Here is a 25,852-nt window from a genome sequence, read left to right as displayed (position 1 = left end):
CACGGGCCGCCATCCAATCGCAGGATGGCGGCCCGTTGTCATGTACTGGACAGCCTGCCCGCAGGGTCTGCCTAAATCCAATTCACTGTGCAGCCAAGCCGCTGCATGAAGGCCATAAAATCAGCGCGCGGCATCGCCACGGTGCGGTCATTGACCAAAGGGTGCATATGGATCACATCCGCCGCCTGCGCTGCGGTATCCATGTAAAAGCGCACATCATTCTGCGCCCCAGTAATCATCGCCAAGGGGCTGACCGCGCCGGGCAGGATCCCCAGCATCTGCAGCAACCGATCCGCAGAACCAAAGCTGAACCCCGGCGCGTCGATCTCTTGCCCCAGCGCCTTAAGGTCCACCACCCGGTCCTGCTCTACCGAAATCAGGTAATTGCGCTTCTTGCGATCACGCAGATAGAGGTTCTTGATCTTAAGGCTGGCGACGCCGGGCTGCGCCATTTCTGCCTCAACCTGTTTGGCTTCGGCCACCGTGCGCAGGGGAATGTGGCTGAACAGGCGATACTGCAGCCCCCAGTCTGCCAACTGCGCCAAGAGCGTATCCGAGCTGATCGGCAGGGTAGCTACCCTAGTGTCGTCTGAACCTGTCGCGGCTATGTCTGTCGCTGCGGTCATAAAGGGGGCCTCCGTTTGCGGCATCGCATCGGGCGCAGATCACGCGGAAATCACCACAGATGCAAGAGGGGATCAGCACGCATGCCCCCCCCCGCCCCGCCGCCAATAGCAGAGGCAAAGCCCCCGTCACACGTTATGCCAGCGCAAGCCCCCTGGCCTCTTCATAGTGATCAAAGGCGGTCTCAAACCAGGCGGTACCGCGGGTGGCACGGGCCAAGCTCTGGCTCAATGCCTCCTGTGCTGTCAGGGGCAGCAAGGCCTCAAATATATCCCAGCCCGCCGCGCCCTGTTCCGGCGCAAAGCCCAAAAGCTGCCCCTTGAGGTTATTCACCACTGGCACCAGCCCGCCGGTAAACACAGAGGGCGCGTGAATCGTGACCTTCATAATCGGTTGCAGCAGCACCAGTCCCGCCTGCACCAGGGCAGCCCGCGTGGCCATTTTGCCAGCCGTGCGAAAGGCAAAGTCGGAACTGTCCACCGCGTGATGCTTGCCATCCGTCAAACAGATCGCAAGATCCACCACCGGATGCCCATTGGGCCCCTCGCGCAGGGCCTCTCGCGCGCCGGCCTCGACAGCGGGTATATAGGCCTTTGGTACGGTACCGCCCTTGATCCGGTCGCTGAAACAAATACCGCCACCACGCGGCAAGGGGCTGATTTCGATGCGCACATCGGCAAATTGCCCTGCGCCGCCGGATTGCTTGCGATGCCGATAGGGGAGTTCCACCCGACGCGATATCGTCTCGCACAGGGCCGGCGGCACCAGCTCGCTGAGCGCCTCGACGCCGAATTCGCTTTCCAGTGTTGCCAGAATCCGGCGCAAATGCAGTGGCCCCTGCAAATTCAGCAGTACCCGCCCCGAAATCGCATCCTGTTCAACCCTTAGCGCCGGATCGATCTCTTCCAGCCGGGCCAGTGCAGTGGATAAGCGGGTTTCATCCCGTTCCCGCAAAGGAATCAACAAGCGGCGATAGGTCGAGGGGCGCGGCTGCGCCCAGCCCGGCAGCGCAGTGCTGCCCTCGGCGGAATAACAGTACCCAAGGTTGAGATGATCTGACTTCACCGCCTGACCCAAATCTCCGGGTTGCAAATCTGCCCATGCAGATCCCCAGCCCCTGCCCCTTGTCCCGGTCTTTTCTTTGTCCTTTCCAGGGCGGCCGCCAGCGCCGTCCCCTGCCGCGATCTCGGCCAGCCCGCCCAGGGTATGCCCGCCCAGAGCTGCGCCTTGATGGTTTGTGCGCCCACCGTTCTGCGCAGCACCCGGATCACGATTGTGATCATCAGCCGGATTGCCGACCTGGCCGTCGTCCAGCATGCGCAGCACAACGGTTTTGCCCAGATGCCGCACCTGATCGGCCATGCAGCCAACAGCCAGCACCTGCCCCATGTCCGCCAGCCGAGACCGGGTAGCTGCCACCGGCGGCGCTTCATGGCGCAGGGATTTCATCAACCGCCAGACGCCATTCCCATGCTCTGCCGCGCCCAACAGGGCGGGAAAGAGATCGCCATGCTGTAAAACCCGGCGGGCGACATCATAGGCTTCCTCTGCCAGAACCTGCTGATCCTCGATCAACTCTGTCAGGATATGATCGTCGTAATCGGCCAGCGCTTCCAGCATCTCTCCGCGCGCCTCTTGTTCGCGTTGCTGCATGTCTTTGGGCAATTCAATCAAGGCCGAGGGCTGACCTTCGATATATTTCCAAGCCCGTTCCGAGATCAGATCCACCGCGCCAACCACCTGCCCCGCCTCGCGGATCGGCACCTGGCGCAGGATGATGGCGTGATTGCAATAGGTCTGCAGCGCCGCAACAATTTCAGCCACCCTGGCCGAGGCCTCATCAATGCGGTTGATGAACAAAAAGACTGGAATCCCCGCCTCTTCCAACCGGCGCAGATAGGGGGCGGACAGCACCGCAGCCTCTGGATCGGCCGGCACACAGAGCACCGCAGCATCGCTGGCCGCCAGCGCCGGGCCTGCCTGGTTCAGATTTTCCACCCCGCCTGAGATATCAATGGCAGCCCAGTCTTCTGCCATGAAGGTGAAGGACACCATGGCGGCCACCTCTGTGGTTTCATGTACCTTGCACAGGGTTCCTTCCAGATCCGCCAATGCCCGCGTCAGAGTAGACTTACCCGATTGTGATGGACCTAGAATGGTGACAACGCGCATGACTTCGGACCTTTCCTCGGCTGGGGTTGCCCTAAACGGGCCCACGCCCCCAGATGTCCAGGGGCCAGTGACTGCCTGACTGGCCGACGACAAATGCGCCAACGGCACACCCGGCTGCGCCCGCAGACGGCAAAAAAACGCGTCCGACCATGCGCTGCCCCGCCTGTAGCTATCCTGCACCCGTGACAGCCCATGTCATTGCGATCTCTATGCGACTGAGATCCCTGCGCCGGTAAGGTCCGGCACGCGAAACACGCAGAGTGAATCAGCGGGGCTATGCCTTGATGGTGGCCAAGCACCCCCTTGCCTGTCAAGCGCCATAAGGGCGCCTTTGCGGGATTGTCACGCCGCGGGGGGGGCTGGATTGCAAGGTTGCCCCATTCCTGCCCTGCTGACCCTTTCACCTGAGCCCTGGCTGCCAGACCGCGCGCCGCTCCTCCCTGTTGACTCCGCCCATCAATCATCGTAACGCATGGCGAATATCCGGAAGCCAGTCGAGTCTTCCGGTCCCTGACATGTCGGGGATCGCCCTCCACCAGCGTGTTACGCCCGTGGGGGCAATTCTGTTTGGATTGCTCTCGCACTGACACGCTGCCCAGGGGGCAATTGCGCATGGGCACCCCGCTCACTACATAGGGGCTGTCTGGTTTTATCGTCGGCAAAGGAGGCCGTAAGCCATGTTTGAAAATCTATCCGAACGGCTTTCCGGGGTCTTTGACCGGCTGACCAAACAGGGCGCCCTGTCTGAAGAAGATGTCAAAACCGCCCTGCGCGAAGTGCGTGTTGCACTGCTAGAGGCCGATGTTTCGCTGCCGGTGGCACGTGATTTCGTCAAGAAAGTTCAGGAACAGGCTACGGGCCAATCGGTGACCAAATCGGTAACACCGGGTCAGCAGGTTGTGAAAATTGTCCATGACGCGCTGATTGATGTGCTGCGTGGCGATGCAGATCTTGGCACACTCAAGGTGGACAGCCCGCCTGCGCCAATCCTGATGGTGGGCCTGCAGGGCTCTGGCAAGACCACCACCACCGGCAAACTGGCCAAACGGCTGAAGGAAAAAGACGGCAAGCGCGTCCTCATGGCCTCGCTTGATGTTTATCGCCCCGCGGCGATGGATCAGCTGGCAGTGCTGGGCGCACAGATTGGCGTCGACACCTTACCCATTGTGCCCGGCCAGCAGCCCGTGGATATCGCCAAGCGCGCCAAGCAGCAGGCGGCCCTGGGCGGCTATGACGTCTATATGCTGGATACCGCTGGCCGGTTGCATATCGACGAAACCCTGATGCAAGAGGTCGAAGACGTCCGCAATGTGGTCTCGCCGCGTGAAACCCTGCTGGTGGTCGATGGGCTGACCGGCCAGGTCGCGGTCGAGGTCGCGGAAGAATTTGACGCCAAGATCGGCATTTCTGGCGTGGTGCTGACCCGGATGGATGGCGACGGGCGCGGCGGTGCCGCCCTGTCGATGCGCGCAGTGACTGGCAAGCCGATCCGCTTTGTTGGCCTTGGCGAAAAGATGGACGCCATCGAAACCTTCGAGCCAGAGCGGGTCGCAGGTCGGATCCTTGGCATGGGCGACATTGTTGCCCTGGTCGAAAAAGCGCAGGAAACCATCGAGGCCGAACAGGCCGAGCGCATGATGAAGCGCATGATGAAGGGTCATTTCAATATGAATGACCTGAAGGTGCAGCTGGAACAGATGCAGCAGATGGGCGGCATGGAAGGCGTGATGTCGATGATGCCCGGCATGGGCAAAATGGCCAAGCAGGTGCAGGACGCCGGCATGGACGACAAGGTCATCAAACGCCAGATCGCCATGATCCAGTCGATGACCAAGAAAGAGCGCGCCAACCCTGCCCTGCTGCAGGCGAGCCGCAAGAAACGCATCGTCGCCGGCGCTGGCATGCAGGTTTCGGACCTCAACAAGCTTTTGAAAATGCACCGGCAGATGTCGGACATGATGAAAAAGATGGGTAAGATGGGCAAAGGCAAGATGCTGAAGCAGGCCATGAAGGGCATGCTCGGCAAAGGTGGCGGCATGGGCGATATGGCGGGCATGGACCCCAGCCAGATGGACCCCAAGGCGCTGGAAGCGGCGGCCAAAGCCATGGGTGGCGGCAAGGGAATGCCCGGTGGCCTGCCCGGTCTTGGCGGCATGGGCGGCATGGGCCTGCCCGGCGGTCTCTCTGGGTTTGGCAAAAAGAAATAACATGATCCAGATCCCCTCCATAGAAACCCAGCGCCTTGTGATGCGCGTGCCGATGCTCGAAGATTTCGACGCCTTGTGCGCCTTCTATGCCTCACCGCGCGCCGAATTTGTTGGTGGCCAGATGGAGCCCGACAAGGTCTGGCGCCACCTGGCGCTGGAAATCGGCCACTGGCAGATGCGAGGCTATGGCCGCTGGACGCTTGTTGAAAAAGAAACCGGCAAACCTGCAGGCATCATCGGCTTGTGGAACCCCGAAGGCTGGCCAGAGCCAGAAATCGGCTGGGACCTGTTCGAAGGCTTTGGCGGCAAGGGCTACGCTACCGAGGCGGCCACTGCCGCCCGCACCTTTGCTTATGACACCCTGGGCTGGACCACGGCCATCAGCCTGGTTGCGCCTGAGAACCATGCCTCGCGAAAAGTCGCGCAGCGCCTGGGCGCCTGCCGGGACGGCGATTTCAGCCACGTCCGAATGGGCTCTCTGGAGGTCTGGCGCCACATGAGCCCGGATGATCTCGCCAGTGGCGGCATGGAGAGCTACGCATGACCGTGCTCCCACTGCCTATCCCGGTGATCGAAACCGAACGCCTCATCCTGCGTGCGCCGCAGCCCGGCGATCTGAAAGCAATGGTGGCTTTCTTTGAGACGACACGCAGCCATATGGTTGGCGGCCCTCGCGATGCCATGGGAAGTTATACTTCGCTGGTCTCGCGGCTGGGGCATTGGGTGCTCAATGGTTATGGGCTGTGGCATATCGTTGAAAAAGCCTCTGGGGCCTTTATAGGCTGGACCGGCATGATCTTTGCTCCCACCTGGTCCGAACCAGAACTGGGCTGGACCCTATTTGAGGGCGCCGAGGGTAAGGGCCATGCTTTTGAGGCGGCAACCGCTGCGCGTGTCTATGCGGCCCGTCATCAAGGCCTAAACGGGGTGATCAGCTATATTGCCCCCAGCAACAGCCGTTCCATGGCACTGGCGACACGCCTGGGCGCAAGCTTTGAACGCGATACCGAACTGCTGGGAAAGCCCTGTCAGATCTGGCGCCACCCCAAGATGGAGGTCGCAGCATGAGCCAGAGCATCCCCATCATCGAGACCCAGCGCCTAGTGCTGCGCGGCCCCGAGGCGTCGGATTACCCCAACTTTGAGGCGACATTCTCCTCTTACCGGGCACGCTTCATGGGCGGGCCGCTGAACGCTTATGAATCCTGGATGCTCTATGCTGCCGAAATCGGCCATTGGCAGATTCATGGCTTTGGCATGTGGATGATCCACGACAAGGTGACGGATGAAACCTACGGCATGGCCGGCGGCTGGCAGCCCGCAGGCTGGCCCGAACGGGAAATCGCCTGGATCATCTGGCCGGATGCAGCGGGGCGCGGCTATGCGCTAGAGGCCACAAATGCGGCCCGCGCCTATTTCTACAACACCCTGGGCTGGGACACTGCTGTCAGCTATCTTGACCCCAAGAACCTCGACTCGATCCGCCTGGCGGAACGGCTTGGCGCGGTGAAAGACCATGCGGCCCACACCATTGACGGTAATGACGCGGTTTATCGCCACCCCAGCCCGCAGGCGCTGCCGGGCAGCCAGATCGCGCATGGCATCGAAATGGAAATCAGCCACTACGCCGACCCCCTGTTCAAACCAAAAGGATGGGCCCTTGACTGATCACAACACCACAGCCAGTGCCGATCTCGACGATGTGGCACGCGCAGCGGAAATTCTCGCCGGTCACCGCGAAAGCATCGACCGGCTTGATGCAATCCTCGTCTATACTCTGGGCGAGCGTTTTAAACACACACAGGCCGTTGGTCAGCTGAAAGCTGAACATGACCTGCCGCCTTCCGATCCGACCCGCGAAGGCACGCAGATCGCACGGCTGGAAGATTTGGCAAAACGGGCCAACCTGGACCCCGATTTTGCCAAGGCTTTCCTGAGTTTCATCATTCAGGAAGTCATCAGACACCACAAGAAACACCAGGAATAACAGGGACATCCCTGTCAACGCCATCAAAGGAGACTACCCCATGGCTATCAAACTTCGTCTGGCCCGTGGCGGCTCAAAAAAACGCCCCTTCTACCGCATCGTGGCTGCTGACAGCCGCATGCCACGTGATGGCCGTTTTGTTGAAAAGCTCGGCACCTACAACCCGCTGCTGCCCAAAGACAGCGAAGAGCGCGTGAAAATGGACATGGAGCGCGTTCAGTACTGGCTCGACCAGGGCGCCCAGGTCACTGACCGTATCGCCCGTATGCTGGAAGCAGCTGGCGTGCGCGAAAAGACTGAGCGCTCCAACCCTAAAAAGGGTACTCCTGGCAAGAAAGCCCAGGCACGCGCTGAAGAAAAAGCAGCCAAGGCAGCCGCACCCGCCGACGCGGAATAAGGCAATGGACTCGCGGGACCTGCCCCCAAGCGGGCACAGCCAAGAGCCCCCTGAGGGCGCTTTTGACTCCGGGTTCCGCGACCAGCTTGACCTGTTGATGCGGATGCGGCGCGATGTGCGCCGCTTCCGCAAAGATCCGGTTGACGAGGCAGTGCTGGCGCGCTGCCTCGAGGCCATCCAGCAGGCCCCCTCGGTGGGGCTAAGCGAACCCTGGCGCATCCTGCGCATCGACAGCGATGCCGCCCGCGATGCCGCCCTGCGAAATTTTGAACAGGCCAATGCCGCCGCCCTGGAAGGATATTCCGGCGATCAGGCAACCCGCTATGCCGGGCTGAAACTTTCGGGCATGCGCGAGGCCCCGGTGCAATTGGCTGTGTTCTGCGATGATGAAACCAGCCAGGGCCACGGGCTTGGCGCGGCCACCATGCCTGAAATGCGGCGCTATTCGGTGGTCTGTGCCGTGACCCTATTCTGGCTCGCTCTGCGGGCCGAAGGCCTGGGGCTGGGCTGGGTCTCGGTGCTGGACCCGGATCAACTGGCCCGCGATCTTTCCGTGCCTGCGGGCTGGCGGTTGATTGGCTATTTCTGCATTGGCTGGCCACAGGAACAGGCCGACACCCCCGAGCTAGAGCGCCTGGGCTGGGAAAGCCGTCGCGCTGCCTTGCCGATCGAGACGCGCTAGTGCATGGGACGTCTGATCCGCCTTGTAATTTTTGTTGCGATCGCCTTTACCTCTGGCATTCTATTCGAGCGCAGCCATCAAAAGGACCTATGCGCAACTTCTGGCGGCAAATGGATGCGCGCCGGATTTTGCGCGGGAGAGTGACCCAATGAGCGACCCCCAAACGCCCCCTGCAAACGATCTGATCTGTGTTGGTGCCATTGCCGGGTCCTACGGCATACGCGGCGAAGTGCGCCTCAAGAGTTTTTGCGCCATCCCCGACGAGATTGAGCACTATTCGCCGCTCAGCAATGAAGATGGCAGCCAGCACTTCAGCCTGTCGCTGATCCGGGCCGTCAAAGGCGGCTTTACCGGGCGTATCGGCGGGGTGGATACCAAGGAACAGGCCGATGCCCTGAAAGGGCTGCGCCTGTTCACCAGCCGCGATCAATTGCCGAACCTGCCCAGCGATGAATATTACCATGCCGATCTGATCGGGGTGGCGGTCTATGATACCGGCGGTGCCCTGTTGGGCAGAGTGAAATCGGTGCAGAACCACGGCGCCAGCGATCTGCTGGAATTGCAGGGCGAAGGCCTGAAGGGCACCGTCTTTCTGCCCTTCACCCTGGCAGCCGTGCCCACAGTCGATCTGGAGCAGGGCCGCATCATCGCCGACCCGCCAGAGGGGCTGTTCTAGAGCTTTCCGCGTTCACTTACATTCACGTGACAAGCTCTACTCATATGATTTCGCATGTTTTAGATGCGCAAAACCGGTGCCCAGTTTTGCGCAACATGCTAGTCGGTCTCCTCGGCCAGAAGCGCGTCGAAGACGGCAACAAACGCATCTGCACGCCGGAGCGTTTTCACATCCAGCGGTTGCGGCTTTTGGGCCAGCAGAGACCAGGATGTAAAAAGGCGTAGCGCAAAGAAAAACCTGAACACCGGGTCATCTACCAGATTGGCACCATAGCCGTCCTGAAAGGCCGCCCAATCCTCTTTGGCGACCAGCCCATAGCCGGGTTCGCGCCCATCCTTTGCCAGATGATCCGGACAGTTTGCCAGCCAGATCGAGGCCAGATCCCGCTGCGGGTAGGTCTCTTTATGGTTGGAGAAGTCAATGAAAGAGACCATGCTATCGGTCATCAGCATATTGCGCAGATGCAGGTCACCATGTTCAACCGCACCGATAAAAGACTGTTGCCGCGCCCGCCGCGCCGCGCGATGCAAAAAGGCGCAGAGGCCAAGAAATCTATTGGGCTTGGGCACGGCCAATTGCCCGCCACGTACTGCCTGAGCGCGGGCAGAAATCCGGGTCAAAAATGACTTGGGGCGGAACTGCCGCTCTCCGACCTCAGAAACCCGATGCAGCGCCGCCACCGCCTGGCCGATCTGTCGCAAGACAGCGCCGCGCGCGCCAAACCCATAGTCACTCGCCGCCAGAGTGCGGAACGCGGTATCGCCTGGGGCAAAGGCCATCAGGTAATAGGAGTTTTGCGGATCTTCCCACAGAATAGCCGGTGCCGATACCCCGGACAAAGGGCGCAAACCCTGTACCGCTGACCGGTGTCGCGCCAGGACATTGGCAAACCTGGGCAACCGCTCTGCGTCAAAATCCGCGCGCAGCACAAACCGGTCGCCGTCCGGAAGTCTGACCTCGACAACACAGCGGCGGCCCTGTCGGCGGCTGTTAACCTGCAATCTGCGAAACGTGACATCCGCCTCAGGCAGCCCGATACTGGTCGCGACCCTGGGCCACAGCGCCTCGGTGCGCGCCTGCGCCTCCTTGCCCGCATCGACGCCAGCCCCCTCGGCGAGATCAAGCGGGTTTTCCAAATTCATCAAAACACCTAAGCTTTGTATTGCGCGCAAATCTATCTGAACTAAACACGGTTGCATGAGTACACCAAACAAATCCCATGGCCGCAAGGCGATCCGCCCCTCCCTGAAGCCGCGTGAACTGATGACGCCAACGCCTGAACTGGTCGGCGTCTGGAAGGCCAAGATCCTGACGCTGTTTCCCACCGCCTTTCCCGGCGTGCTGGGCGAGAGCCTCACCGGCAAGGCGCTGCAGGAAGGGCTGTGGCAGCTGGAAACAGTGGATCTGCGTGAATTTGGCGTCGGAAAACACCGCAACGTCGATGACACCCCGGCAGGCGGTGGCGCGGGCATGGTACTACGGGCAGATGTGCTGGGCAATGCCATCGACCACGCCATGCAGGACACCACCGCACCCCAGGGCGGCAACTGGCCGCTGATCTACCTCACACCGCGCGGCAAACCGATGAATCAGGCCATGATGCAAAACCTGGCGCGCTGTGATGGCATGACGCTGCTCTGCGGTCGCTTTGAAGGCGTCGATGAGCGGGTCCTGGAGCATTACAACATCCAGGAAGTCTCGTTGGGAGATTTTGTCATGACTGGCGGAGAGCTGGCCGCCCAGGCGCTGATCGATGCCACCGTACGCCTGATCCCCGGTGTGCTGGGCAATCAGGCCTCGACCGAAGAAGAAAGCTTTTCCTCTGGCCTGTTGGAGCATCCGCAATATACCCGCCCTGCCGAATGGCAGGGCCGCAAGATCCCCGACGTGCTGATGTCCGGCCACCACGGCAAGGTCGCTGAATGGCGCCAGCAGATGTCCGAGGAGATCACCCGCACCCGCCGCCCCGATCTATGGCAAACGCATGAGGCCAAGACACCGCCCTCCAAACCCAAGGGCAAAGGCCGGGCCAAGTGACGCCTCGTCAACCGGGACAGTCGCGGTTTCGCTGGGCAAGATGGGCAGACCACGTGACTTATTGATAGCGGCCTCTGGTGACACTGCGGGGCATTTGAACACAGGAGATTTCTGATGCTTCGTATCTTGCTGCGCATTCTGGCCGGGTTGTTTGTGCTGATCCTGGTGCTGGGGGCGGTGCTTGCCATCAATACAATGCGCTACACCCCACCCGAGGTCACCGCCACAACCGAAAGCTTTGCCCTGGGGGCGGATACTGGCGCGGCCACTGAAATCCTGTCGCAGGCGGTGCAGTTTGAAACCGTGTCTGACGATCTGGCCCGGCCCGATTTTGCCGCCTTCTTGCAGTTTCTGGAACAAAGCTACCCGGTCGTACATGCCACCATGAGCCGCGAGGTGCTGGCCGCGCAGACACCGCTGTACAAATGGCAGGGCAGCGATGCCAGCCTGCAACCCGTGCTCTTGGCGGCGCATTACGATGTGGTGCCGATCCCGCCCGGATCGCTGCAGCACTGGGATCACGCGCCCTTTGCCGGCACGGTGGCGGATGGCTTTGTCTGGGGGCGGGGCACACTGGACAACAAGGGCGCACTGGTCGCCATGCTCAGCGCCGCCGAACATATGATCCAACAGGGTTTCACGCCCAAACGTACCGTCTATTTCAGCTTTGGCGGCGATGAAGAAATCGGCGGTGATGGTGCCAAAGCGGTGGCCGAACACCTGACAGCCCAGGGCGTGCAGCTGGCCTGGGCCCTGGATGAGGGCTCTTTTGTGCTAGACAAGATCATCCCCGGCCTGACCCAGCCGGTGGCCAGCATCAACCTGTCGGAAAAGGGCTATGTGACACTGGATCTGGTGGCGACATCTCCCGGTGGGCATTCCTCTATGCCGCCGCGCGTCACGGCAGTGGGGCGTATTGCCCGCGCAGTAGATCGGCTGCAGGCCAATCCGGTTCCCGGTGGGCTGAACGGTATTTCAGAAGAATTCTTTGATGCGCTTGGGCGCTACTTTCCCATCGACAAACGGGTGGTCTTTGCCAATCGCTGGCTGTTCAACCCGGTACTGGAAGGCATCCTGTCCGGCGCACCGTCAACCGACGCAATGCTGCGCACCACTACCGCCCCCACCATGCTATCGGGATCCAGCAAGGAAAACGTGCTGGCCGCCGAGGCAACTGCCACCGTCAACTTTCGTATTCATCCGCGCGACAGCGTCGACAGTATTGTCGAACATGTTCGCGCCACCATCGACGACCCAGAGATCGAGATCCGGCTGGATCCCAGCTTTGCCAGCGCCGCCTCGCCGGTCTCTGCCTCGGATGGGCCGGGCTATCTGGATATCGAATACGCCATTCTTGCCGCCTTTGGTCCCCTGGCCACGGTGCCCGGCCTGACCATTGCCGCAACCGATGCGCGCCACTACGCCCAGGCCGCCGATGCCGCCTACCGGATCAATCCTTTCAAGATCGATAGCAGCGATCTGGAGCGGTTTCACGGCATCAACGAACGGCTTTCGATCGAGAACCTGGAAACCGGCATCAACTTCTTTGGCGCGCTGCTGCAAAAGCAGTAAAACAAAGGTCTCTGCGCGCTCAGAGCCCTTGATCCGGGGGCGCATATCGCCTACAGACCGCCTACTTGGATTCGCTTTTCGTGTCTCCGAGTCGTTGGTGATTGGACCGCACGACCCTGCCCGGCCTTCTTCGGCCCCTGCAGCGCGGCCCGAACCGACAGCTTAAACGAACGGACGACCTAACCTCTGGCGGGCTGCATTGCGGGACCCGGTGAAGACCAAGAGCTCTGAGGACGCGCAAAACTTCGTGGAAAAAACCACGAGCAAAATAGGAGAAGATCAGATGAACCTGATCGCACAGCTGGAGGCGGAACAAGTTGCCGCCCTGGGGAAAGACATCCCCGATTTCAAAGCCGGTGATACCATCCGCGTCGGTTACAAAGTGACCGAGGGCTCGCGCTCGCGTGTTCAGAACTACGAAGGTGTTTGCATCAGCCGTAAAAACGGTTCGGGCATCTCCGGGTCGTTCACCGTGCGCAAGATTTCCTTTGGTGAAGGCGTGGAACGTGTGTTCCCCCTGCATTCCACCAATATCGACAGCATCGCCGTCGTGCGTCGTGGCCGCGTGCGTCGCGCCAAACTGTACTACCTGCGCGCCCTGCGCGGTAAGTCCGCACGGATCGCTGAAGATTCACACTACAAAGCCAAAAAGGCCTGAGGAGCGGTATCATGAAAAAAGATATTCACCCCGATTACCACTTCATCGACGTCAAAATGACCGATGGCACCATTCTGAAGATGCGCTCTACCTGGGGTAAAGAAGGCGACCAGATGTCGCTGGACATTGACCCCACAGTGCACCCTGCCTGGACCGGTGGGAACACCCGTCTGATGGATGCCGGCGGTCGCGTCTCCAAGTTCAAAAAGAAATACGAAGGCCTGGGCTTCTAAGCACCCAAAGCTTTTGGTTTTCAGAAATGCCGTTCCTCTCTGGGGCGGCATTTTTTTGTCGCCCGCCCGGTTTCGCTACAGCGCGGTTTAGCGCCCGCGTCAGCCCGTCAAATGAGATCTATATCAGGCCCTAACTTGGGGCTTTGGCCGCATTTGAGCGCTTTTCATTGATTCGCCCCGACTCTATAGTCGCGCCAACAACAGGCCCGCGTAGCGCGGCGAACCAAAGGGACAAAAAGATGGCGCATATCATAGTCGTCGGTAACGAAAAGGGCGGCGCAGGCAAGTCCACCGTCTCTATCCATGTGGCCACAACCCTGGCCCGCCTGGGGTATAAAGTGGCCGCCCTCGATCTCGACCTGCGGCAGCGCTCCCTCGGGCGCTATCTGGAGAACCGCAAGGAATTCATGACCAAGGCGGCGCTGGATCTGCCTCTGGTGGAGTTGCACGAACTCCCCGAGATCGACGCCGACAGCCTGCAGCCCGGCGAAAACGTCTACGATCATCGTCTTTCGGCTGCCGTATCCAGCCTGGAACCGGACAATGATTTCATTCTGATCGACTGCCCGGGATCGCACACAAGATTGAGCCAGGTGGCGCACTCATTGGCCGATACCCTGATCACCCCGCTGAACGACAGCTTTGTTGATTTTGACCTGCTGGCCCATACCGACCAGAAGGGCGAAAAGATTACCGGCCCCTCGGTCTATTCCGAGATGGTCTGGAACGCCCGCCAGCTACGCGCCCAGGCCGGCCTCAAGCCCATCGACTGGGTGGTGATCCGCAACCGGGTTGGCACCCAGCGCATGGTCAATAAGGAAAAGATGGAACGCGCCATCAACATGCTGTCCAAGCGCATCGGCTTTCGCGTTGCCCCTGGCTTTTCCGAACGGGTGATCTTCCGCGAGCTGTTCCCGCGTGGCCTGACGCTGCTTGACCTCAAGGATATTGGCATCAAGCAGCTGAACATTTCCAACATCGCCGCCCGGCAAGAACTGCGCGACATGATGAAGGCGGTGAACTTGCCCGGTGTGGAAATCGATATCTAGCCTCGGCAGATGCAAACCCGGTCCAGAGCCTAGTCATTGGCATGGAGGGCTAGGCTGGGCAGGGCGCCATCGGGTCGGTAGATGGTGAACAATTCCATCGGCTCACTGACGCCGCGCAGCATATAGCGCCCGAGGGAAACCATGTCATGCGCACCGCCAGAGGCCGCACGCTGTACTACCTGCGAGAAAATCAGGTTCTGGCCCACCGATCGGTGCATGTCGGCAATCCGGGCGGTTTGATTGACGGCGGGGCCGATCACGGTGAAATCCAGCCGGTTTTCCGCACCGATATTGCCATACAGAATGCGTCCGGCGTGCAGGGCCAGCGTCCAGTCGGCAACCGGTAGCCCGCTTGCCGCGCGTTCTTCATTGCGCAGGCTGATTCGGCGAGACAGCTCTGCCGAGGCATCCAGTGCCGCCTTTGCATCCTCCTCCAGCGTGCCAAGGTTGAACATCCCCAGCACCCCATCGCCAAGGAACTTCAGGATATTGCCGCCATGGGCATGCGTCGTTTCAACCGCGATACCAAAATAGTCGTTCAGCATCTCGATCAGCGCTGGCCCCGGCAGCTCTCCGGCGAGACTGGTAAAGCCTTTCAGGTCGAACAGGCCAATCACCGCGTCGATCTCATTTGACGATCCGCGCTGAAATTCCCCCGAGAGCACCCGCAATCCCGGATCGCGGCCCAGATAGGTTTGCAACAGGTCACTGGCCATCTGCCGGTTTGAAATCGATTTCAACGCCAACCCCAATACCGGATAAAGAGCCTGGATCAGCGCCTTGTCCTGGTCTGAGAACCCGCCGACACGATCACTCGTCCAGGAGGCCAGCACCCCTTCCGGTGGGGCATTGGGATCGGCGACCGTGTCATCTTCGGTAAAGCGCAGGGCCAGGGCCAGATATTCGCTTGCCCCCTGATCCTTGAGTTCTTGCAGCAGGGGGTGCCGGGTCAGCAACGGGCCAGTCAGGTCAGACTGAAACACATCAATGTTGTGCTCCAGCATCTGATAAAAGGGGCTTTTGAGCCAGGCTTCGCGCGGGTTTTGGCGCCGTTCATAGTGTTCATGGCTGATCCCGCCACTGCGGGTCCAGTTATAGCCAATGCCGCCAAACTTCGGGTGGTAGGCCCGCTGTCCCAGATGGAACCGCCAAAGCGGCACGCCCTGTTCCACCAATTTTTCGCAAAAGGTGTTCAGGAGTTCCTGGCGGCCACTGCTGCGCAATCCGTGCTCGATCAACCAAGGGATCAGCTCTGCCGTTCTTGCATCCACACAGTCCATGCTAGCTCTACCTCTCTCTCATTCGCCCGCAGGCTTCAATCCTAGTCTCGCTCTGGCGCGCTTGAAACTGGCTCTTCTATTGATGCCAGCTTACGCAGCATGCGCCGCAGTAAAGCGACCTCTTGCGGGTCAAAGCGTGCCGCCAGCTGGGCGTCATAGCTCTCGGCCTCGGCGCGCAGATCACGATAGGCTGCTTCGCCGGCCGGCGTAAGCTGCAAATGCTCTGCTCGGCGGTCCTTTTCATCACGGCTACGCGACACAAAGCGGCGTTCCGCCAATTTGGCCACCGCGCGGCTGATCTTGGTCTTGTGGATCTTGGCCCGCAGGCCAATTTCCTTGGCCGTCATCTGGCCAAACACCCCCAGATGAAACAACACCCGCCATTCATTGCGCAGCATGCCATAGCGGTTCTTGTAATGCGCCTGAAAAGCCAGCGAAGCATCCTCGGCGGCGCGGTTCAGCAAAAAGGGCAGAAAATCCTGCAGCGAAAAATCATCTTTTTCAGTCATGGTATACTCCTCACCCTTGTTAGTTACAAAAACAACTATTAATTCGGCAAGAAGAAAAGGAGCGTCGACATGAACAAAGCTGCGGATTCACACCCACTGACTCAGGCCCCCTCTCTTGCTGGCCCGCATGAAGGTTACTTGCCCGGTTTTGGCAATGATTTTGAAAGCGAAGCCCTGCCCGGCGCATTGCCGCAGGGGATGAACAGCCCTCAGAAATGCAACTACGGCCTTTATGGCGAGCAGCTCTCGGGCACCGCCTTCACCGCCAATCCACCCGAGCGGACCTGGTGCTATCGCATCCGCCCCTCGGTGAAACATTCGCATCGCTATACCAAGATCGACCTTCCCTATTGGAAGTCAGCACCCTGTATCGACCCCGATCTGGCCAGCCTTGGCCAATATCGCTGGGATCCGGTTGCCCATGACGGGCAAAAGCTGACCTGGCTGACCGGCATGAAAACCATGACCACCGCCGGGGATGTGAACACCCAGGTCGGCATGGCCACCCATGTCTATCTGGTGACCGAAAGCATGCAGGACGCCTATTTCTTTTCAGCCGACTCCGAAATGCTGGTGATCCCTCAGGAAGGCCGCCTGCGCTTTGCCACCGAGCTGGGCGTTATTGATGTGGAACCGCAGGAAATCGCCATCATTCCGCGTGGCCTGGTCTACCGGGTCGAAGTGCTGGACGGCCCTGCCCGCGGCTTTGTCTGCGAAAATTACGGGCAGAAATTCGAACTGCCAGGCCGTGGCCCGATTGGCGCCAATTGCATGGCAAACCCGCGTGACTTCAAGGCGCCCGTAGCCGCCTTTGAAGACCGCGAAACCCCATCAAGCCTGACGATGAAATGGTGCGGCCAGTTCCATGAGACACAGATCGCACAATCGCCGCTGGATGTGGTCGCCTGGCACGGCAACTATGCACCCTACAAATATGATCTGAAGACCTATTGCCCGGTGGGTGCAATCCTGTTTGATCACCCGGATCCGTCGATCTTTACCGTGCTGACCGCACCTTCAGGCGTGCCGGGAACGGCCAATATCGACTTTGTGCTGTTCCGTGATCGCTGGATGGTGGCCGAAAACACCTTCCGTCCGCCCTGGTACCACAAGAACATCATGTCCGAACTGATGGGCAATATCTATGGCCAGTATGACGCCAAGCCAGAGGGCTTCATCCCCGGTGGCATGAGCCTGCACAACATGATGATCCCGCATGGGCCGGACAAAGACGCCTTTGAAGGGGCGTCCAATTCCAACCTCGGCCCGGAGAAGCTGGCGAATACCATGTCCTTTATGATTGAAACCCGTTTCCCGCAGCACCTGACCGAATTCGCCGCCAAGGAAGCCCCGATGCAGGATGATTACATCGAGTGCTGGAGCGACATAGAGAAGAAATTCGACGGCACGCCCGGTATGAAATAGGCTGCGGGTAGACCAAGTACAAACAGAAGGGGGCGCCGCCCCCCTCTGGGCCCTTTAGGGCCCATTCACCCCCGGAGGTATTTCCGGAAAGATGAAATGAGATCTGCGGATCTTGCAACAGACTGGAGGCTCTATGCCGCTTCTGAAATCCTGGGTGAGCTCGGCTAATGACGCCGCGCACCCCTTTCCTCTGAACAACCTGCCCTATGGTGTGTTCTCCACCGCCGATAGTGATCCGCGCTGCGGGGTGGCGATTGGCGATATGATCCTGGATTGCCAGGCCGCCGAAGAGGTCGGCTTGCTGCAGCTGGCGGACTATCCGCTGTTTGAGATGCCCTTCTGGAACGAGATGATGGAAGAGGGCCCTGCGGTCTGGGCCGCGCTGCGTGCCCGCCTGACGGCGCTGCTAGAAGAAGGATCTGCGGAGCAGGCAAAGCTGGAGCCCCTGTTGGTCGCACAGGCAGAGGCCAGCCTGCACATGCCCTTGGCTGTAGCAGAATACACCGATTTTTATGCCGGCATGCAGCATGCCAAGAACATGGGGGCGATCCTGCGGGGATCACCTGATCTGCCGGCCAACTGGTTGAATATTCCCATTGGCTATAATGGTCGCGCCTCTTCCGTTGTGGTTTCGGGCACGCCGATCCATCGCCCCAATGGGCAGACCAAGGCCCCTGATGCCGAAGCGCCCTCGTTCGGGCCAAGCAAGCGGCTGGATATTGAACTGGAAATGGGCGCGATTGTTGGCACCGGCTCCGAATTCGGCCAGCCCATCACGGTGGATGAAGCCGACGCGATGATCTTTGGCTATGTTCTGCTGAACGACTGGTCGGCCCGCGACATCCAGGGCTGGGAATACCAGCCGCTGGGGCCGTTCCAGGGCAAGGCTTTTGGCACCTCGATTTCGCCCTGGATCGTCACCGCTGCTGCATTGGAAAGCTTCCGCGCCCCGACACCTGCCCGTGAGAAAGAGCTGTTGCCCTATCTGAAGGGCAGCAAGGATGGGCTCTATGATATCGAATTGGAAGTGCTGATGCAGCCTGAAGGAGCGGCCACCGCGTCTCAGATCGCCAAGACCAACTACAACCGGATGTATTACTCGGCAGCTGAACAGCTATGCCATCATGCCATTGGTGGCTGCGAGATGAACACAGGCGATCTGCTGGGCTCTGGCACCATTTCCGGCGCTGAGCGGTCCGAGTTCGGCTCGCTCATGGAGCTGAGCTGGGCCGGGCGCGAGCCCTTCACCCTGGAGACCGGCGAAAGCCGTGGCTTCATCGAGGATGGCGACACCCTGACCCTGCGCGGCAATGCCCGTGGCGATGGCTTTACCATCGGGTTTGGCGATTGCACGGGCAAGATCCTGCCTGCCAAGGCCTGGCCTCCAGTCGCCTGACGGCAGGCCCATTAGATATTTGTCAGCGGCGGGTTCTCCGCCCCTGACCCGTGACAAAAGGATAGAGACATGGCCAAGGCATTTGCGTCCCAGGGGGACATGAGCGAAAAGAAAATCACCTTCACGGAGGTCGGCAAGGATATCTACGCCTTTACCGCCGAAGGCGATCCCAATTCCGGCGTCATCATTGGCGATGACTCGGTAATGATCATCGAGGCCCAGGCGACGCCGCGCCTGGCCAACAAGGTAATCGACTGTGTGCGTTCGGTCACCGACAAGCCGATCAGCCATGTGGTGCTGACCCACTATCACGCAGTGCGTGTGCTGGGGGCCTCGGCCTTTGGCGCCGGTCAGGTGATCATGGGCGATGCGGCCCGCGCCATGGTGGTGGAACGCGGCCAGGAAGACTGGGACAGCGAATTCCAGCGTTTTCCCCGCCTGTTTGAAGGCCACGAGAGCATCCCCGGCCTGACCTATCCCACCACCACCTTCAACGAAGACATGACCGTCTATCTTGGCAATCGTCGTATTGACCTGATGCATCTGGGCCGCGCCCATACTGCCGGGGACATCGTGGTGCATGTGCCGGATGAAAACGTCATGTTCACAGGCGATATCGTTGAATACCATTCTGCCTGCTACTGCGGCGATGGTCATTTTTCCGATTGGGGTGACACCCTGGATGCCATCAAATCCTTTGATGTGGATGCCATTGCCCCCGGTCGTGGCGATGCGCTGATTGGCAAGGAGATGGTCAATGACGCGATTGAAAACACCCGCGACTTTGTTGAAAGCACCTATCGCCCTGCGGCACGGGTTGCCGCCCGCAACGGCACCCTGAAAGAGGCCTGGGATGCGGTGCGCGCCGAATGCGACCCCAAGTTCCAAGACTATGCCATCTACGAACACTGCCTGCCCTTCAACGTGGCCCGCGCCTTTGACGAGGCCCGTGGTATTGACACACCGCGCATCTGGACCGCCGAGCGCGATCTGGAGATGTGGGCGGCGCTGCAGGGGTAAACGACTGTCCCCCGCACACGCTGATGTTTCAGCCTGTCATGGCGCGTTTTGATCCAGGTCGTACCGCCGGGCTGAAACATGTGAGACAATACGGATATCCTCCCGGCAGGGCTAGCTTGCCGGGACACAGAGAAGTTGTGCCAATCAGGTGATCGGATTGGCACCCCCTTTGGGAGGAGACCAGATGAACAAGATCTTTGAAATCCCGATGTACCCTTATGCCCGTCACGCGGATCAGGACAGTGCCGCCCCGGCCCGCCACCGCGTGGTGGTGGTTGGCGCCGGGCCGATTGGCCTGGCTGCCGGGATCGAGCTGGCACAGGAAGGTGTCGAGGTCGTGATCCTCGATGAAAACGACAAGGTGAGCTTTGGTTCGCGTGCCATCTGTTTTGCCAAACGGCCACTAGAGATCCTTGATCGCCTGGGCTGTGGCCAGCCGATGATCGACAAGGGGGTGCTGTGGAACAAGGGCAAGGTCTTCTTTGATGACCGGCAGGTCTATGACTTTGACCTGCAGCCAGAAACAGGCCATCAGCGCCCCGCCTTTATCAACCTGCAGCAGTATTACCTTGAAGCCTATCTGGTTGATCGCCTTCGCGAACTGCAGGATCAAGGTGCCCCAATCGAGATCCGCGGTCGCAACAAGGTCTCGGCCATCGGCACCCACCCCGACCATGTGACGCTGGAAATCGATACCCCCGAAGGCGCCTATAACCTAGAGGCGGACTGGCTGATCGCCTGTGATGGCGCCGGATCGCCGACCCGGCGCATGCTGGGGCTGGATTTCGTTGGCCGCATCTTTGAAGACAACTTCCTGATTGCCGATGTGGTGATGGAGGCCGATTTCCCGACCGAGCGCTGGTTCTGGTTTGACCCGCCCTTCAACAGGGGGCAATCAGCGCTGTTGCACAAACAGCCCGACGGTGTTTGGCGCATTGATTTGCAGCTGGGCTGGGACATCGACAAAGAACGCGAAAAACGCCCCGAAAACGTCATTCCCCGTCTCAAGGCGATGCTGGGCGATGAGGTGGAATTTGAACTCGAGTGGGTCTCGATCTACACCTTCCAATGCCGCCGGATGGAAAACTTCCGCCACGGCCGGGTGCTGTTTGCCGGCGATGCGGCGCATCAGGTCTCTCCCTTTGGGGCACGCGGTGCCAATTCCGGCCTGCAGGATACCGACAACCTGTGCTGGAAACTGAAACTGGTGATCGACGGCAAGGCCTCCGAAAGCCTGCTAGACAGCTATAACCTGGAGCGGGTGCAGGGTGCCGAGGAAAACATCCTCAACTCCAGCCGGTCTACCGATTTCATCACCCCCAAGTCAGAGATGTCGCGGCTGTTGCGCGATGCGGTGCTCGACCTAAGCGAACACCATGCCTTTGCCCGCCCCTTGGTGAATTCCGGTCGCCTGTCACAGCCCTGCACCTATGATGGATCGCCGCTGAATTCGGCAGATGCCCTGTCCGATGGACCAGAGCGCACCCGGCCTGGATCGGCCTGCCCCGATGCGCCGCTGGGGGATGATTTCCTGCTCCCGAAGCTGGGCAATCAGTTTATCCTGCTGACCATCGACGCAGAAGCGCCCGATGAAATTACCGAAGCAGGCCTCACCGTGAAACGCCTGGCGCTTTCGGTCAAGGATGACAAAACCGGGGCGCTGCAAGATCGCTATCTGGGCAAGGCCCCCAGCGGCGTCTACCTGATCCGCCCCGATCAGCATGTCGCAGCCCGCCGTCCGTCTTATGACGACAACCAATTCCGCGCCGCCCTGCGCCGCGCCGTTGGAAAGGAGTAACCCGAAATGTCTGACTCAAAACTGATCCTAGAGCCAAATATCAATGGTGCCGATGATTTCTACGCCGATCTGCTTGCCGCCCATGAGGGACGGGACAAAGCCGATAGCGAGGCCTTCAACGCCCGGCTGATCCTGATATTGGCCAATCACATTGGCGACACGGCGGTGCTGCAACAGGCGCTGGCCGCCGCCGCGCTACCCTCTGCCAAGGGAACCAAGGATGTCTGAGGTAACCCTCTATGACTACTGGCGCTCTTCGGCCAGTTATCGGCTGCGCATTGCGCTGAACCTTGCCAACATCCCCTATCGCGCGATCGCGGTGGACCTGGTCAAAGGCGAACACAAAAGCCCCGCCCATCTGGCGCGCAATCCACAGGGTCTGGTGCCGGTGCTGGATATCGACGGGCTGCGCCTGACCCAATCGCTGGCGATACTGGACTATCTGGATCAAACCCGCGATCTGGGCTTGCTGCCAAAGGATCCGGCGGGGCGGTCCCAGGCCCAGGCGCTGGCGCATAGCATTGCGGTTGATCTGCATCCGGTCTGCAACCTGCGGGTGGCCAAGCAGGCCACCCTGCTTTCGGATGGGGCCAAGGATATGCCCGGCGGCTGGATGCAGCATTTCATCCGCCCCGGATTGCAGGCCTTTGAACAGTTGTTGCAGGCCTATGACGCCGCGCCGTTCTGCACTGCGGATAAGCCTGGCCTGGCCGATCTTTGCCTGATGCCGCAGCTCTACAATGCGCGTCGCTGGGGGGTCGATTTTTCCGATCTGCCACGGATCTGCACCGTAGAGGAAACCTGCACCTCACACCCCGCCTTTGCGGCAGCCCACCCGGATGCGGTGAAGCCCGTTCACTAATCCTTCAGGGTGCATCAATGCGCCCGCGCCGCCTGTTCAGGATCTTTCTGGACAGGCGGCCATCGCTGACCACCAGCCCCAGACCGATCACCAGAAATCCCAGATAGGCCTCCTGCGGCAAGTGCTCGGCCAACAGCGCCGCCCCAAGGCTTACCGCAACGGGCGGGATCAGCAGGGTGACCAGCATCAGATTGGCCGAACCAGCCCGGCGCAATATCTCGAAATACAGCAGATAGGCCAGAGCCGTGGACAGCAACGCAATCCCCAGCAGCGCGGCCCAGGTTTCAGTGCCGAAATCAAACCGGGGCGGCCCATCGACATAGAGCGCCACCGGCAGCATCAAGACCGTGCTGCCCAAAAGCATCCCCAGCGCATTCATCAGCGGTGGCTGCGCCGCCAGATGGCGCTTACCCCAGACACTGGCCAGGGCATAGGACAGCGCGGCGCCCAGCACCGCAAGCTGGCCCAGGCTGCGCAGATCCAAATCACCCAGGGCCGCAGGCCCCATGATCACCACAACCCCCAGTCCGCCCAGGGCCGCCCCAATGAGTTTTGCCGGAGTCAGTGGCTCGTCCTTCAGCAACAGCCCCGCTGCAACAGCGCCAAATATCGCCGTGGTGCCGTTCAAAATTGAGGCCAGCCCGCTTTCGATCTGGGTCTGCCCCCAAAAGATCAGTGAAAACGGCAGCGCATTGTTCAGGCCCCCCATGACAAGATAGGCCCGCCAGATCCGCAGATCCCGTGGCAGGGCAATCCGTTTATAGCGCAGCACCAGACACAACACTGGCACGGCCAGGGCGACACGAAAGAGGGTAATGGTCAGCGGCGGCAGCGCCCGCAATGCAATCTCGGCAAAAAAGAACGACCCGCCCCAGACCAGCGCCAGCGCCGCCAGCAAGAGCCCGGCTGGCAGATCAATTGCAGGAGAGGCAGGTTTGGTCACGGGGCGCGCTTTCTTCAACAGAGGGCAGACAGACCCCAACCCTGCAGGGGCTCAGCGCGCAGCGCGACCCGTTTCCTGCGCATTTAGCCGCATTTGCTCCTGGATCAGTACGCCCCCTCAAGCGCACCTGTCAGAGGGCCTGCAAAGCTCTGCAATATCTCCACCTCATAGGATTTCAACGATGGGCGGGCCGCGGCAAAACGCTTGCCGATCAGCGCCGCTTCGGGAAACAGGGCAAGAACCTCGGCCCGCTGCGCCACCGCCATACCGGACAGCGTTTGCTCTCCGGGCTGAAAACTCTCGCTCCAGGCACCATTGGCACAGATGATTTCATGGCTATCAAACAGCAGATGAATATAGGTCACCGAGCCGGGTTCGACGCGCAGAATTGTGCGCCCATTCACCAGGCTCTGGGCAGCAGCCAGAACCTCTGCAGTACCAAATAGCATTTCTGCATGGGCACCGCTTAGCAGCATGCGGTGCTGGGGCGACACAAGCAAATCCTGCTTGGGGCGGTTGTCCCCCAGGGCCCCCGCCGTAATCCGCACCGGGCAAAACCCAGGTCGCGCAGCCAGATCCAAGGCATCAAGATGGCGCGTCCCAACCCAGCGCACCCGCTGGACCCCGTGATCCAGCGTGCAAACCCGCGCCCCCTGCGTGATTTCTTCCACCGGGATCTGCCCAGCCGGGGTCAGCACAAGGGTGCCGGGGGTGAAACAGGCCACCGTCTCTGGGATCACCTCTTCGATATTGGAAAACTTTAGGCTGCCTGTGACCTTGCCCGCGTCATCCAGGAAATCGACCCGACCAGCCTCGCCGTCATCCGGGTCAAAGGTGACCGTACTGCGCCCCGCACCGCGCAGGTCCAGCACATCGTGGTCATCGCCGCCCTCGCCGCCATCTACCAGATCGCCGCTGCCACCAAAAAAAACATCCCGGTCATCACCGCCCTGCAGGGTATCTGCGCCGGTGCCACCGATCAGCGTGTCATTGCCGGTGCCGCCAACGATGCTGTCGTCATCCGCGCCGCCGTCCAGCTGATCAGCCCCCGCGCCGCCATCCAGGGTGTCGCGGCCCGCATCGCCCAGCAGTGTGTCATCGCCGACGCCGCTGTTCATCCGGTCATCGCCAGTGCCGCCTTCGCCGTAAAACGACGACCCGGCCGAGCCCCCATCAAGAAAGTCATTGCCTTCATCCAGAAAAATCCGGTCGGAATCTTCATGGACACCAATAAACACCAGGTCATTGCCTGCGCCGCCGTGCATCTCGTCATTGCCCTGGCTGCCCGCCAGGGTGTCATTGCCCGCGCCGCCCCAGACAGTATCCGTGCCCTTGCTGCCGATCAGGGTATCGTTGCCCCCTTCGCCATAGATCAGGTCATCCTGATCACGGCCAAAGACATGATCATCGCCATCGCCCGCATAGATCAGGTCATTACCATAGAGCCCTTCCAGCTTGTCATTCCCCGCACCGCCATAAAGCGTATCGTCGCCCCAGCCGCCGCGCAGGGTATCATTGCCCTCACCGCCTTCGACGTAATCGTTGCCATCGCCGGCCTCGATGGAATCGTCGCCATCACCCGCGCGCACGGTGTCATTGCCATCGCCCGCCAGAATTGTGTCATCCTGAGAGCCATCCTGCGCATCGCTATTGTCAACCCGGTCGCCTTCGGGATCGCCCAGATAGCTTGCATCAATCAGGTCATCACCGGCGGTGCCCTCAACCTGGTAATCCAGCGGTGGCGGGATAGAGAATGACAGATCCGAAATCCCCGCGCCGCCTGACTGAGGCGCATCAGAGCCATTTTCATAGGTCACCACCAGCGCCGAAATCGGCCCCTCCAGCGCCACGCCGATATCATCAGCGGTGCTGCCCTCTGCCTCTATTGAAACGGTGCCATCAGGGTTTGTAGTGACGCTATGGTGGGTCACACCGGTCAGGCCTGCGATCACCTCATCCGCCGGGACCAGGACACCAGAGGCATCCAGAATGCGTAGGGTGAATTTGTCGTCATGGCTGCTGCCAGAGGCATTCACATGCTGTAGATCAAAGGCAAGCTGAGTGATTGGATTGGAAAAGCTATATTCTGCGGTGATCGGCCCGGTGACCCCAAAGGCACCAAAATCCGAAACCTTGGTGCCAGACTGACTGGCATCCCAGGCCGCAGCGGTAAAGCGCCCGGTGACCGTGGTGTTCTGCCCCGCTTCGAACAGGGTGGTGCTACCGTTTTCGGCACTGCCGTCTGCCCCGGTCAACCAGATTGCATTGTCTAAAACAGCCATGTCGCCCTACCAAGCCCTTACCTGCGGATCGCCTAGCAACACGT

26 protein-coding genes are annotated in these 25,852 nt (G+C 60.3%); 19 read left to right on the top strand and 7 right to left on the bottom strand.

Annotation, left to right across the window (positions count from 1 at the left end; all coding sequences use genetic code 11):
• Positions 1-71: 71 nt before the first annotated feature.
• Both LRK71_RS16285 and LRK71_RS16280 read right to left on the bottom strand, forming a co-directional pair.
• Positions 72-626: a prolyl-tRNA synthetase associated domain-containing protein gene (locus tag LRK71_RS16285; RefSeq protein ID WP_232404956.1), complete on the bottom strand. Its 555-nt coding sequence runs from the start codon at positions 624-626 to the stop codon at positions 72-74.
• 133 nt (positions 627-759) lie between these two features.
• Complete coding sequence (locus LRK71_RS16280) at positions 760-2,796, bottom strand: GTP-binding protein (RefSeq protein ID WP_232404954.1); 2,037 nt, start codon at positions 2,794-2,796, stop codon at positions 760-762.
• Between the two features lie 677 nt (positions 2,797-3,473).
• On the opposite strand from LRK71_RS16280, the gene ffh reads away from it, so the two are divergent.
• The 8 genes from ffh to rimM all read left to right on the top strand — a co-directional run bounded on the left by ffh (position 3,474) and on the right by rimM (position 8,744).
• Positions 3,474-5,003: a signal recognition particle protein gene (gene ffh, locus LRK71_RS16275; RefSeq protein ID WP_232404952.1), complete on the top strand. Its 1,530-nt coding sequence runs from the start codon at positions 3,474-3,476 to the stop codon at positions 5,001-5,003.
• 1 nt (position 5,004) lies between these two features.
• Positions 5,005-5,547, top strand: a complete 543-nt coding sequence (locus LRK71_RS16270) for a GNAT family N-acetyltransferase (protein ID WP_232404951.1) — start codon at positions 5,005-5,007, stop codon at positions 5,545-5,547.
• Positions 5,544-6,071, top strand: coding sequence for a GNAT family N-acetyltransferase (locus LRK71_RS16265; RefSeq protein ID WP_232404949.1), 528 nt, complete (start codon positions 5,544-5,546; stop codon positions 6,069-6,071). Before LRK71_RS16270 ends, LRK71_RS16265 begins: the two co-directional genes overlap by 4 nt.
• A complete protein-coding gene (locus tag LRK71_RS16260; RefSeq protein WP_232404947.1) occupies positions 6,068-6,670 on the top strand; it encodes a GNAT family N-acetyltransferase in 603 nt (200 codons plus the stop codon). Before LRK71_RS16265 ends, LRK71_RS16260 begins: the two co-directional genes overlap by 4 nt.
• On the top strand, positions 6,663-6,989 hold the full coding sequence (locus tag LRK71_RS16255) for a chorismate mutase (protein WP_232404946.1): 327 nt from the start codon (positions 6,663-6,665) through the stop codon (positions 6,987-6,989). The genes LRK71_RS16260 and LRK71_RS16255 overlap by 8 nt, the downstream gene beginning before the upstream one ends.
• Before the next feature lie 40 nt (positions 6,990-7,029).
• Positions 7,030-7,386: a 30S ribosomal protein S16 gene (gene rpsP / locus LRK71_RS16250; RefSeq protein ID WP_232404945.1), complete on the top strand. Its 357-nt coding sequence runs from the start codon at positions 7,030-7,032 to the stop codon at positions 7,384-7,386.
• Between the two features lie 4 nt (positions 7,387-7,390).
• The gene (gene bluB, locus LRK71_RS16245) at positions 7,391-8,068 is read left to right on the top strand and encodes a 5,6-dimethylbenzimidazole synthase (RefSeq protein ID WP_269751779.1); all 678 of its coding nucleotides are present in this window, start codon (positions 7,391-7,393) and stop codon (positions 8,066-8,068) included.
• 148 nt (positions 8,069-8,216) lie between these two features.
• A complete protein-coding gene (gene rimM, locus LRK71_RS16240; RefSeq protein WP_232404943.1) occupies positions 8,217-8,744 on the top strand; it encodes a ribosome maturation factor RimM in 528 nt (175 codons plus the stop codon).
• Positions 8,745-8,842: 98 nt separating this feature from the next.
• On the opposite strand, the gene LRK71_RS16235 is transcribed toward rimM, so the two are convergent.
• On the bottom strand, positions 8,843-9,886 hold the full coding sequence (locus LRK71_RS16235; protein ID WP_232404941.1) for a phosphotransferase family protein: 1,044 nt from the start codon (positions 9,884-9,886) through the stop codon (positions 8,843-8,845).
• 55 nt (positions 9,887-9,941) lie between these two features.
• On the opposite strand from LRK71_RS16235, the gene trmD reads away from it, so the two are divergent.
• The 5 genes from trmD to LRK71_RS16210 all read left to right on the top strand — a co-directional run bounded on the left by trmD (position 9,942) and on the right by LRK71_RS16210 (position 14,293).
• Positions 9,942-10,781: a tRNA (guanosine(37)-N1)-methyltransferase TrmD gene (trmD, locus tag LRK71_RS16230; RefSeq protein WP_232404940.1), complete on the top strand. Its 840-nt coding sequence runs from the start codon at positions 9,942-9,944 to the stop codon at positions 10,779-10,781.
• Between the two features lie 114 nt (positions 10,782-10,895).
• Positions 10,896-12,353: a M20 family peptidase gene (locus tag LRK71_RS16225; protein WP_232404939.1), complete on the top strand. Its 1,458-nt coding sequence runs from the start codon at positions 10,896-10,898 to the stop codon at positions 12,351-12,353.
• Between the two features lie 283 nt (positions 12,354-12,636).
• Positions 12,637-13,011: a 50S ribosomal protein L19 gene (gene rplS / locus LRK71_RS16220; protein ID WP_232404938.1), complete on the top strand. Its 375-nt coding sequence runs from the start codon at positions 12,637-12,639 to the stop codon at positions 13,009-13,011.
• A gap of 11 nt (positions 13,012-13,022) precedes the next feature.
• Positions 13,023-13,244 (top strand): 50S ribosomal protein L31, encoded by a 222-nt coding sequence (rpmE, locus tag LRK71_RS16215; RefSeq protein ID WP_027242443.1) that lies wholly within the window; start codon positions 13,023-13,025, stop codon positions 13,242-13,244.
• Between the two features lie 239 nt (positions 13,245-13,483).
• Complete coding sequence (locus LRK71_RS16210) at positions 13,484-14,293, top strand: division plane positioning ATPase MipZ (RefSeq protein WP_232404936.1); 810 nt, start codon at positions 13,484-13,486, stop codon at positions 14,291-14,293.
• Between the two features lie 29 nt (positions 14,294-14,322).
• Here the strand turns inward: LRK71_RS16210 and LRK71_RS16205 are convergent, their stop codons facing one another.
• Positions 14,323-15,573 (bottom strand): adenylate/guanylate cyclase domain-containing protein, encoded by a 1,251-nt coding sequence (locus tag LRK71_RS16205; protein ID WP_232404935.1) that lies wholly within the window; start codon positions 15,571-15,573, stop codon positions 14,323-14,325.
• A 41-nt stretch (positions 15,574-15,614) separates the two neighbouring features.
• Positions 15,615-16,082, bottom strand: coding sequence for a MarR family winged helix-turn-helix transcriptional regulator (locus tag LRK71_RS16200; protein WP_232404934.1), 468 nt, complete (start codon positions 16,080-16,082; stop codon positions 15,615-15,617).
• 69 nt (positions 16,083-16,151) lie between these two features.
• On the opposite strand from LRK71_RS16200, the gene hmgA reads away from it, so the two are divergent.
• The 6 genes from hmgA to maiA all read left to right on the top strand — a co-directional run bounded on the left by hmgA (position 16,152) and on the right by maiA (position 22,583).
• Positions 16,152-17,507 (top strand): homogentisate 1,2-dioxygenase, encoded by a 1,356-nt coding sequence (hmgA, locus tag LRK71_RS16195; protein WP_232404932.1) that lies wholly within the window; start codon positions 16,152-16,154, stop codon positions 17,505-17,507.
• 133 nt (positions 17,508-17,640) lie between these two features.
• The gene (fahA, locus tag LRK71_RS16190; RefSeq protein ID WP_232404930.1) at positions 17,641-18,903 is read left to right on the top strand and encodes a fumarylacetoacetase; all 1,263 of its coding nucleotides are present in this window, start codon (positions 17,641-17,643) and stop codon (positions 18,901-18,903) included.
• 69 nt (positions 18,904-18,972) lie between these two features.
• A complete protein-coding gene (locus LRK71_RS16185; RefSeq protein WP_232404929.1) occupies positions 18,973-19,923 on the top strand; it encodes an MBL fold metallo-hydrolase in 951 nt (316 codons plus the stop codon).
• Between the two features lie 184 nt (positions 19,924-20,107).
• On the top strand, positions 20,108-21,721 hold the full coding sequence (locus LRK71_RS16180) for an FAD-dependent oxidoreductase (protein ID WP_232404927.1): 1,614 nt from the start codon (positions 20,108-20,110) through the stop codon (positions 21,719-21,721).
• A 6-nt stretch (positions 21,722-21,727) separates the two neighbouring features.
• A complete protein-coding gene (locus LRK71_RS16175; protein ID WP_232404926.1) occupies positions 21,728-21,949 on the top strand; it encodes a DUF2783 domain-containing protein in 222 nt (73 codons plus the stop codon).
• Positions 21,942-22,583: a maleylacetoacetate isomerase gene (maiA, locus tag LRK71_RS16170; protein WP_232404925.1), complete on the top strand. Its 642-nt coding sequence runs from the start codon at positions 21,942-21,944 to the stop codon at positions 22,581-22,583. Before LRK71_RS16175 ends, maiA begins: the two co-directional genes overlap by 8 nt.
• 4 nt (positions 22,584-22,587) lie before the next feature.
• On the opposite strand, the gene LRK71_RS16165 is transcribed toward maiA, so the two are convergent.
• Positions 22,588-23,526, bottom strand: coding sequence for a DMT family transporter (locus LRK71_RS16165; protein ID WP_232404924.1), 939 nt, complete (start codon positions 23,524-23,526; stop codon positions 22,588-22,590).
• A gap of 104 nt (positions 23,527-23,630) precedes the next feature.
• Positions 23,631-25,808 carry a Hint domain-containing protein gene (locus LRK71_RS16160; RefSeq protein ID WP_232404922.1) on the bottom strand — a complete coding sequence of 726 codons (2,178 nt, stop codon included), beginning with the start codon at positions 25,806-25,808 and terminating at the stop codon, positions 23,631-23,633.
• Positions 25,809-25,852 lie beyond the last annotated feature (44 nt).

It is taken from the genome of Pseudophaeobacter flagellatus (genome assembly GCF_021228235.1).
GTDB lineage: Bacteria > Pseudomonadota > Alphaproteobacteria > Rhodobacterales > Rhodobacteraceae > Pseudophaeobacter > Pseudophaeobacter flagellatus.
This window is presented reverse-complemented; position numbering and strand designations above follow the sequence as displayed.

Bases quoted from the DNA above. Each gene is read 5' to 3' on its own strand.
- LRK71_RS16285 (WP_232404956.1), bottom strand. From the start codon at position 626: ATGACCGCAGCGACAGACATAGCCGCGACAGGTTCAGACGACACTAGG.
- LRK71_RS16280 (WP_232404954.1), bottom strand. From the start codon at position 2,796: ATGCGCGTTGTCACCATTCTAGGTCCATCACAATCGGGTAAGTCTACT.
- ffh (WP_232404952.1), top strand. From the start codon at position 3,474: ATGTTTGAAAATCTATCCGAACGGCTTTCCGGGGTCTTTGACCGGCTG.
- LRK71_RS16270 (WP_232404951.1), top strand. From the start codon at position 5,005: ATGATCCAGATCCCCTCCATAGAAACCCAGCGCCTTGTGATGCGCGTG.
- LRK71_RS16265 (WP_232404949.1), top strand. From the start codon at position 5,544: ATGACCGTGCTCCCACTGCCTATCCCGGTGATCGAAACCGAACGCCTC.
- LRK71_RS16260 (WP_232404947.1), top strand. From the start codon at position 6,068: ATGAGCCAGAGCATCCCCATCATCGAGACCCAGCGCCTAGTGCTGCGC.
- rpsP (WP_232404945.1), top strand. From the start codon at position 7,030: ATGGCTATCAAACTTCGTCTGGCCCGTGGCGGCTCAAAAAAACGCCCC.
- bluB (WP_269751779.1), top strand. From the start codon at position 7,391: ATGGACTCGCGGGACCTGCCCCCAAGCGGGCACAGCCAAGAGCCCCCT.
- rimM (WP_232404943.1), top strand. From the start codon at position 8,217: ATGAGCGACCCCCAAACGCCCCCTGCAAACGATCTGATCTGTGTTGGT.
- LRK71_RS16235 (WP_232404941.1), bottom strand. From the start codon at position 9,886: ATGAATTTGGAAAACCCGCTTGATCTCGCCGAGGGGGCTGGCGTCGAT.
- trmD (WP_232404940.1), top strand. From the start codon at position 9,942: ATGAGTACACCAAACAAATCCCATGGCCGCAAGGCGATCCGCCCCTCC.
- LRK71_RS16225 (WP_232404939.1), top strand. From the start codon at position 10,896: ATGCTTCGTATCTTGCTGCGCATTCTGGCCGGGTTGTTTGTGCTGATC.
- rplS (WP_232404938.1), top strand. From the start codon at position 12,637: ATGAACCTGATCGCACAGCTGGAGGCGGAACAAGTTGCCGCCCTGGGG.
- rpmE (WP_027242443.1), top strand. From the start codon at position 13,023: ATGAAAAAAGATATTCACCCCGATTACCACTTCATCGACGTCAAAATG.
- LRK71_RS16210 (WP_232404936.1), top strand. From the start codon at position 13,484: ATGGCGCATATCATAGTCGTCGGTAACGAAAAGGGCGGCGCAGGCAAG.
- LRK71_RS16205 (WP_232404935.1), bottom strand. From the start codon at position 15,573: ATGGACTGTGTGGATGCAAGAACGGCAGAGCTGATCCCTTGGTTGATC.
- LRK71_RS16200 (WP_232404934.1), bottom strand. From the start codon at position 16,082: ATGACTGAAAAAGATGATTTTTCGCTGCAGGATTTTCTGCCCTTTTTG.
- hmgA (WP_232404932.1), top strand. From the start codon at position 16,152: ATGAACAAAGCTGCGGATTCACACCCACTGACTCAGGCCCCCTCTCTT.
- fahA (WP_232404930.1), top strand. From the start codon at position 17,641: ATGCCGCTTCTGAAATCCTGGGTGAGCTCGGCTAATGACGCCGCGCAC.
- LRK71_RS16185 (WP_232404929.1), top strand. From the start codon at position 18,973: ATGGCCAAGGCATTTGCGTCCCAGGGGGACATGAGCGAAAAGAAAATC.
- LRK71_RS16180 (WP_232404927.1), top strand. From the start codon at position 20,108: ATGAACAAGATCTTTGAAATCCCGATGTACCCTTATGCCCGTCACGCG.
- LRK71_RS16175 (WP_232404926.1), top strand. From the start codon at position 21,728: ATGTCTGACTCAAAACTGATCCTAGAGCCAAATATCAATGGTGCCGAT.
- maiA (WP_232404925.1), top strand. From the start codon at position 21,942: ATGTCTGAGGTAACCCTCTATGACTACTGGCGCTCTTCGGCCAGTTAT.
- LRK71_RS16160 (WP_232404922.1), bottom strand. From the start codon at position 25,808: ATGGCTGTTTTAGACAATGCAATCTGGTTGACCGGGGCAGACGGCAGT.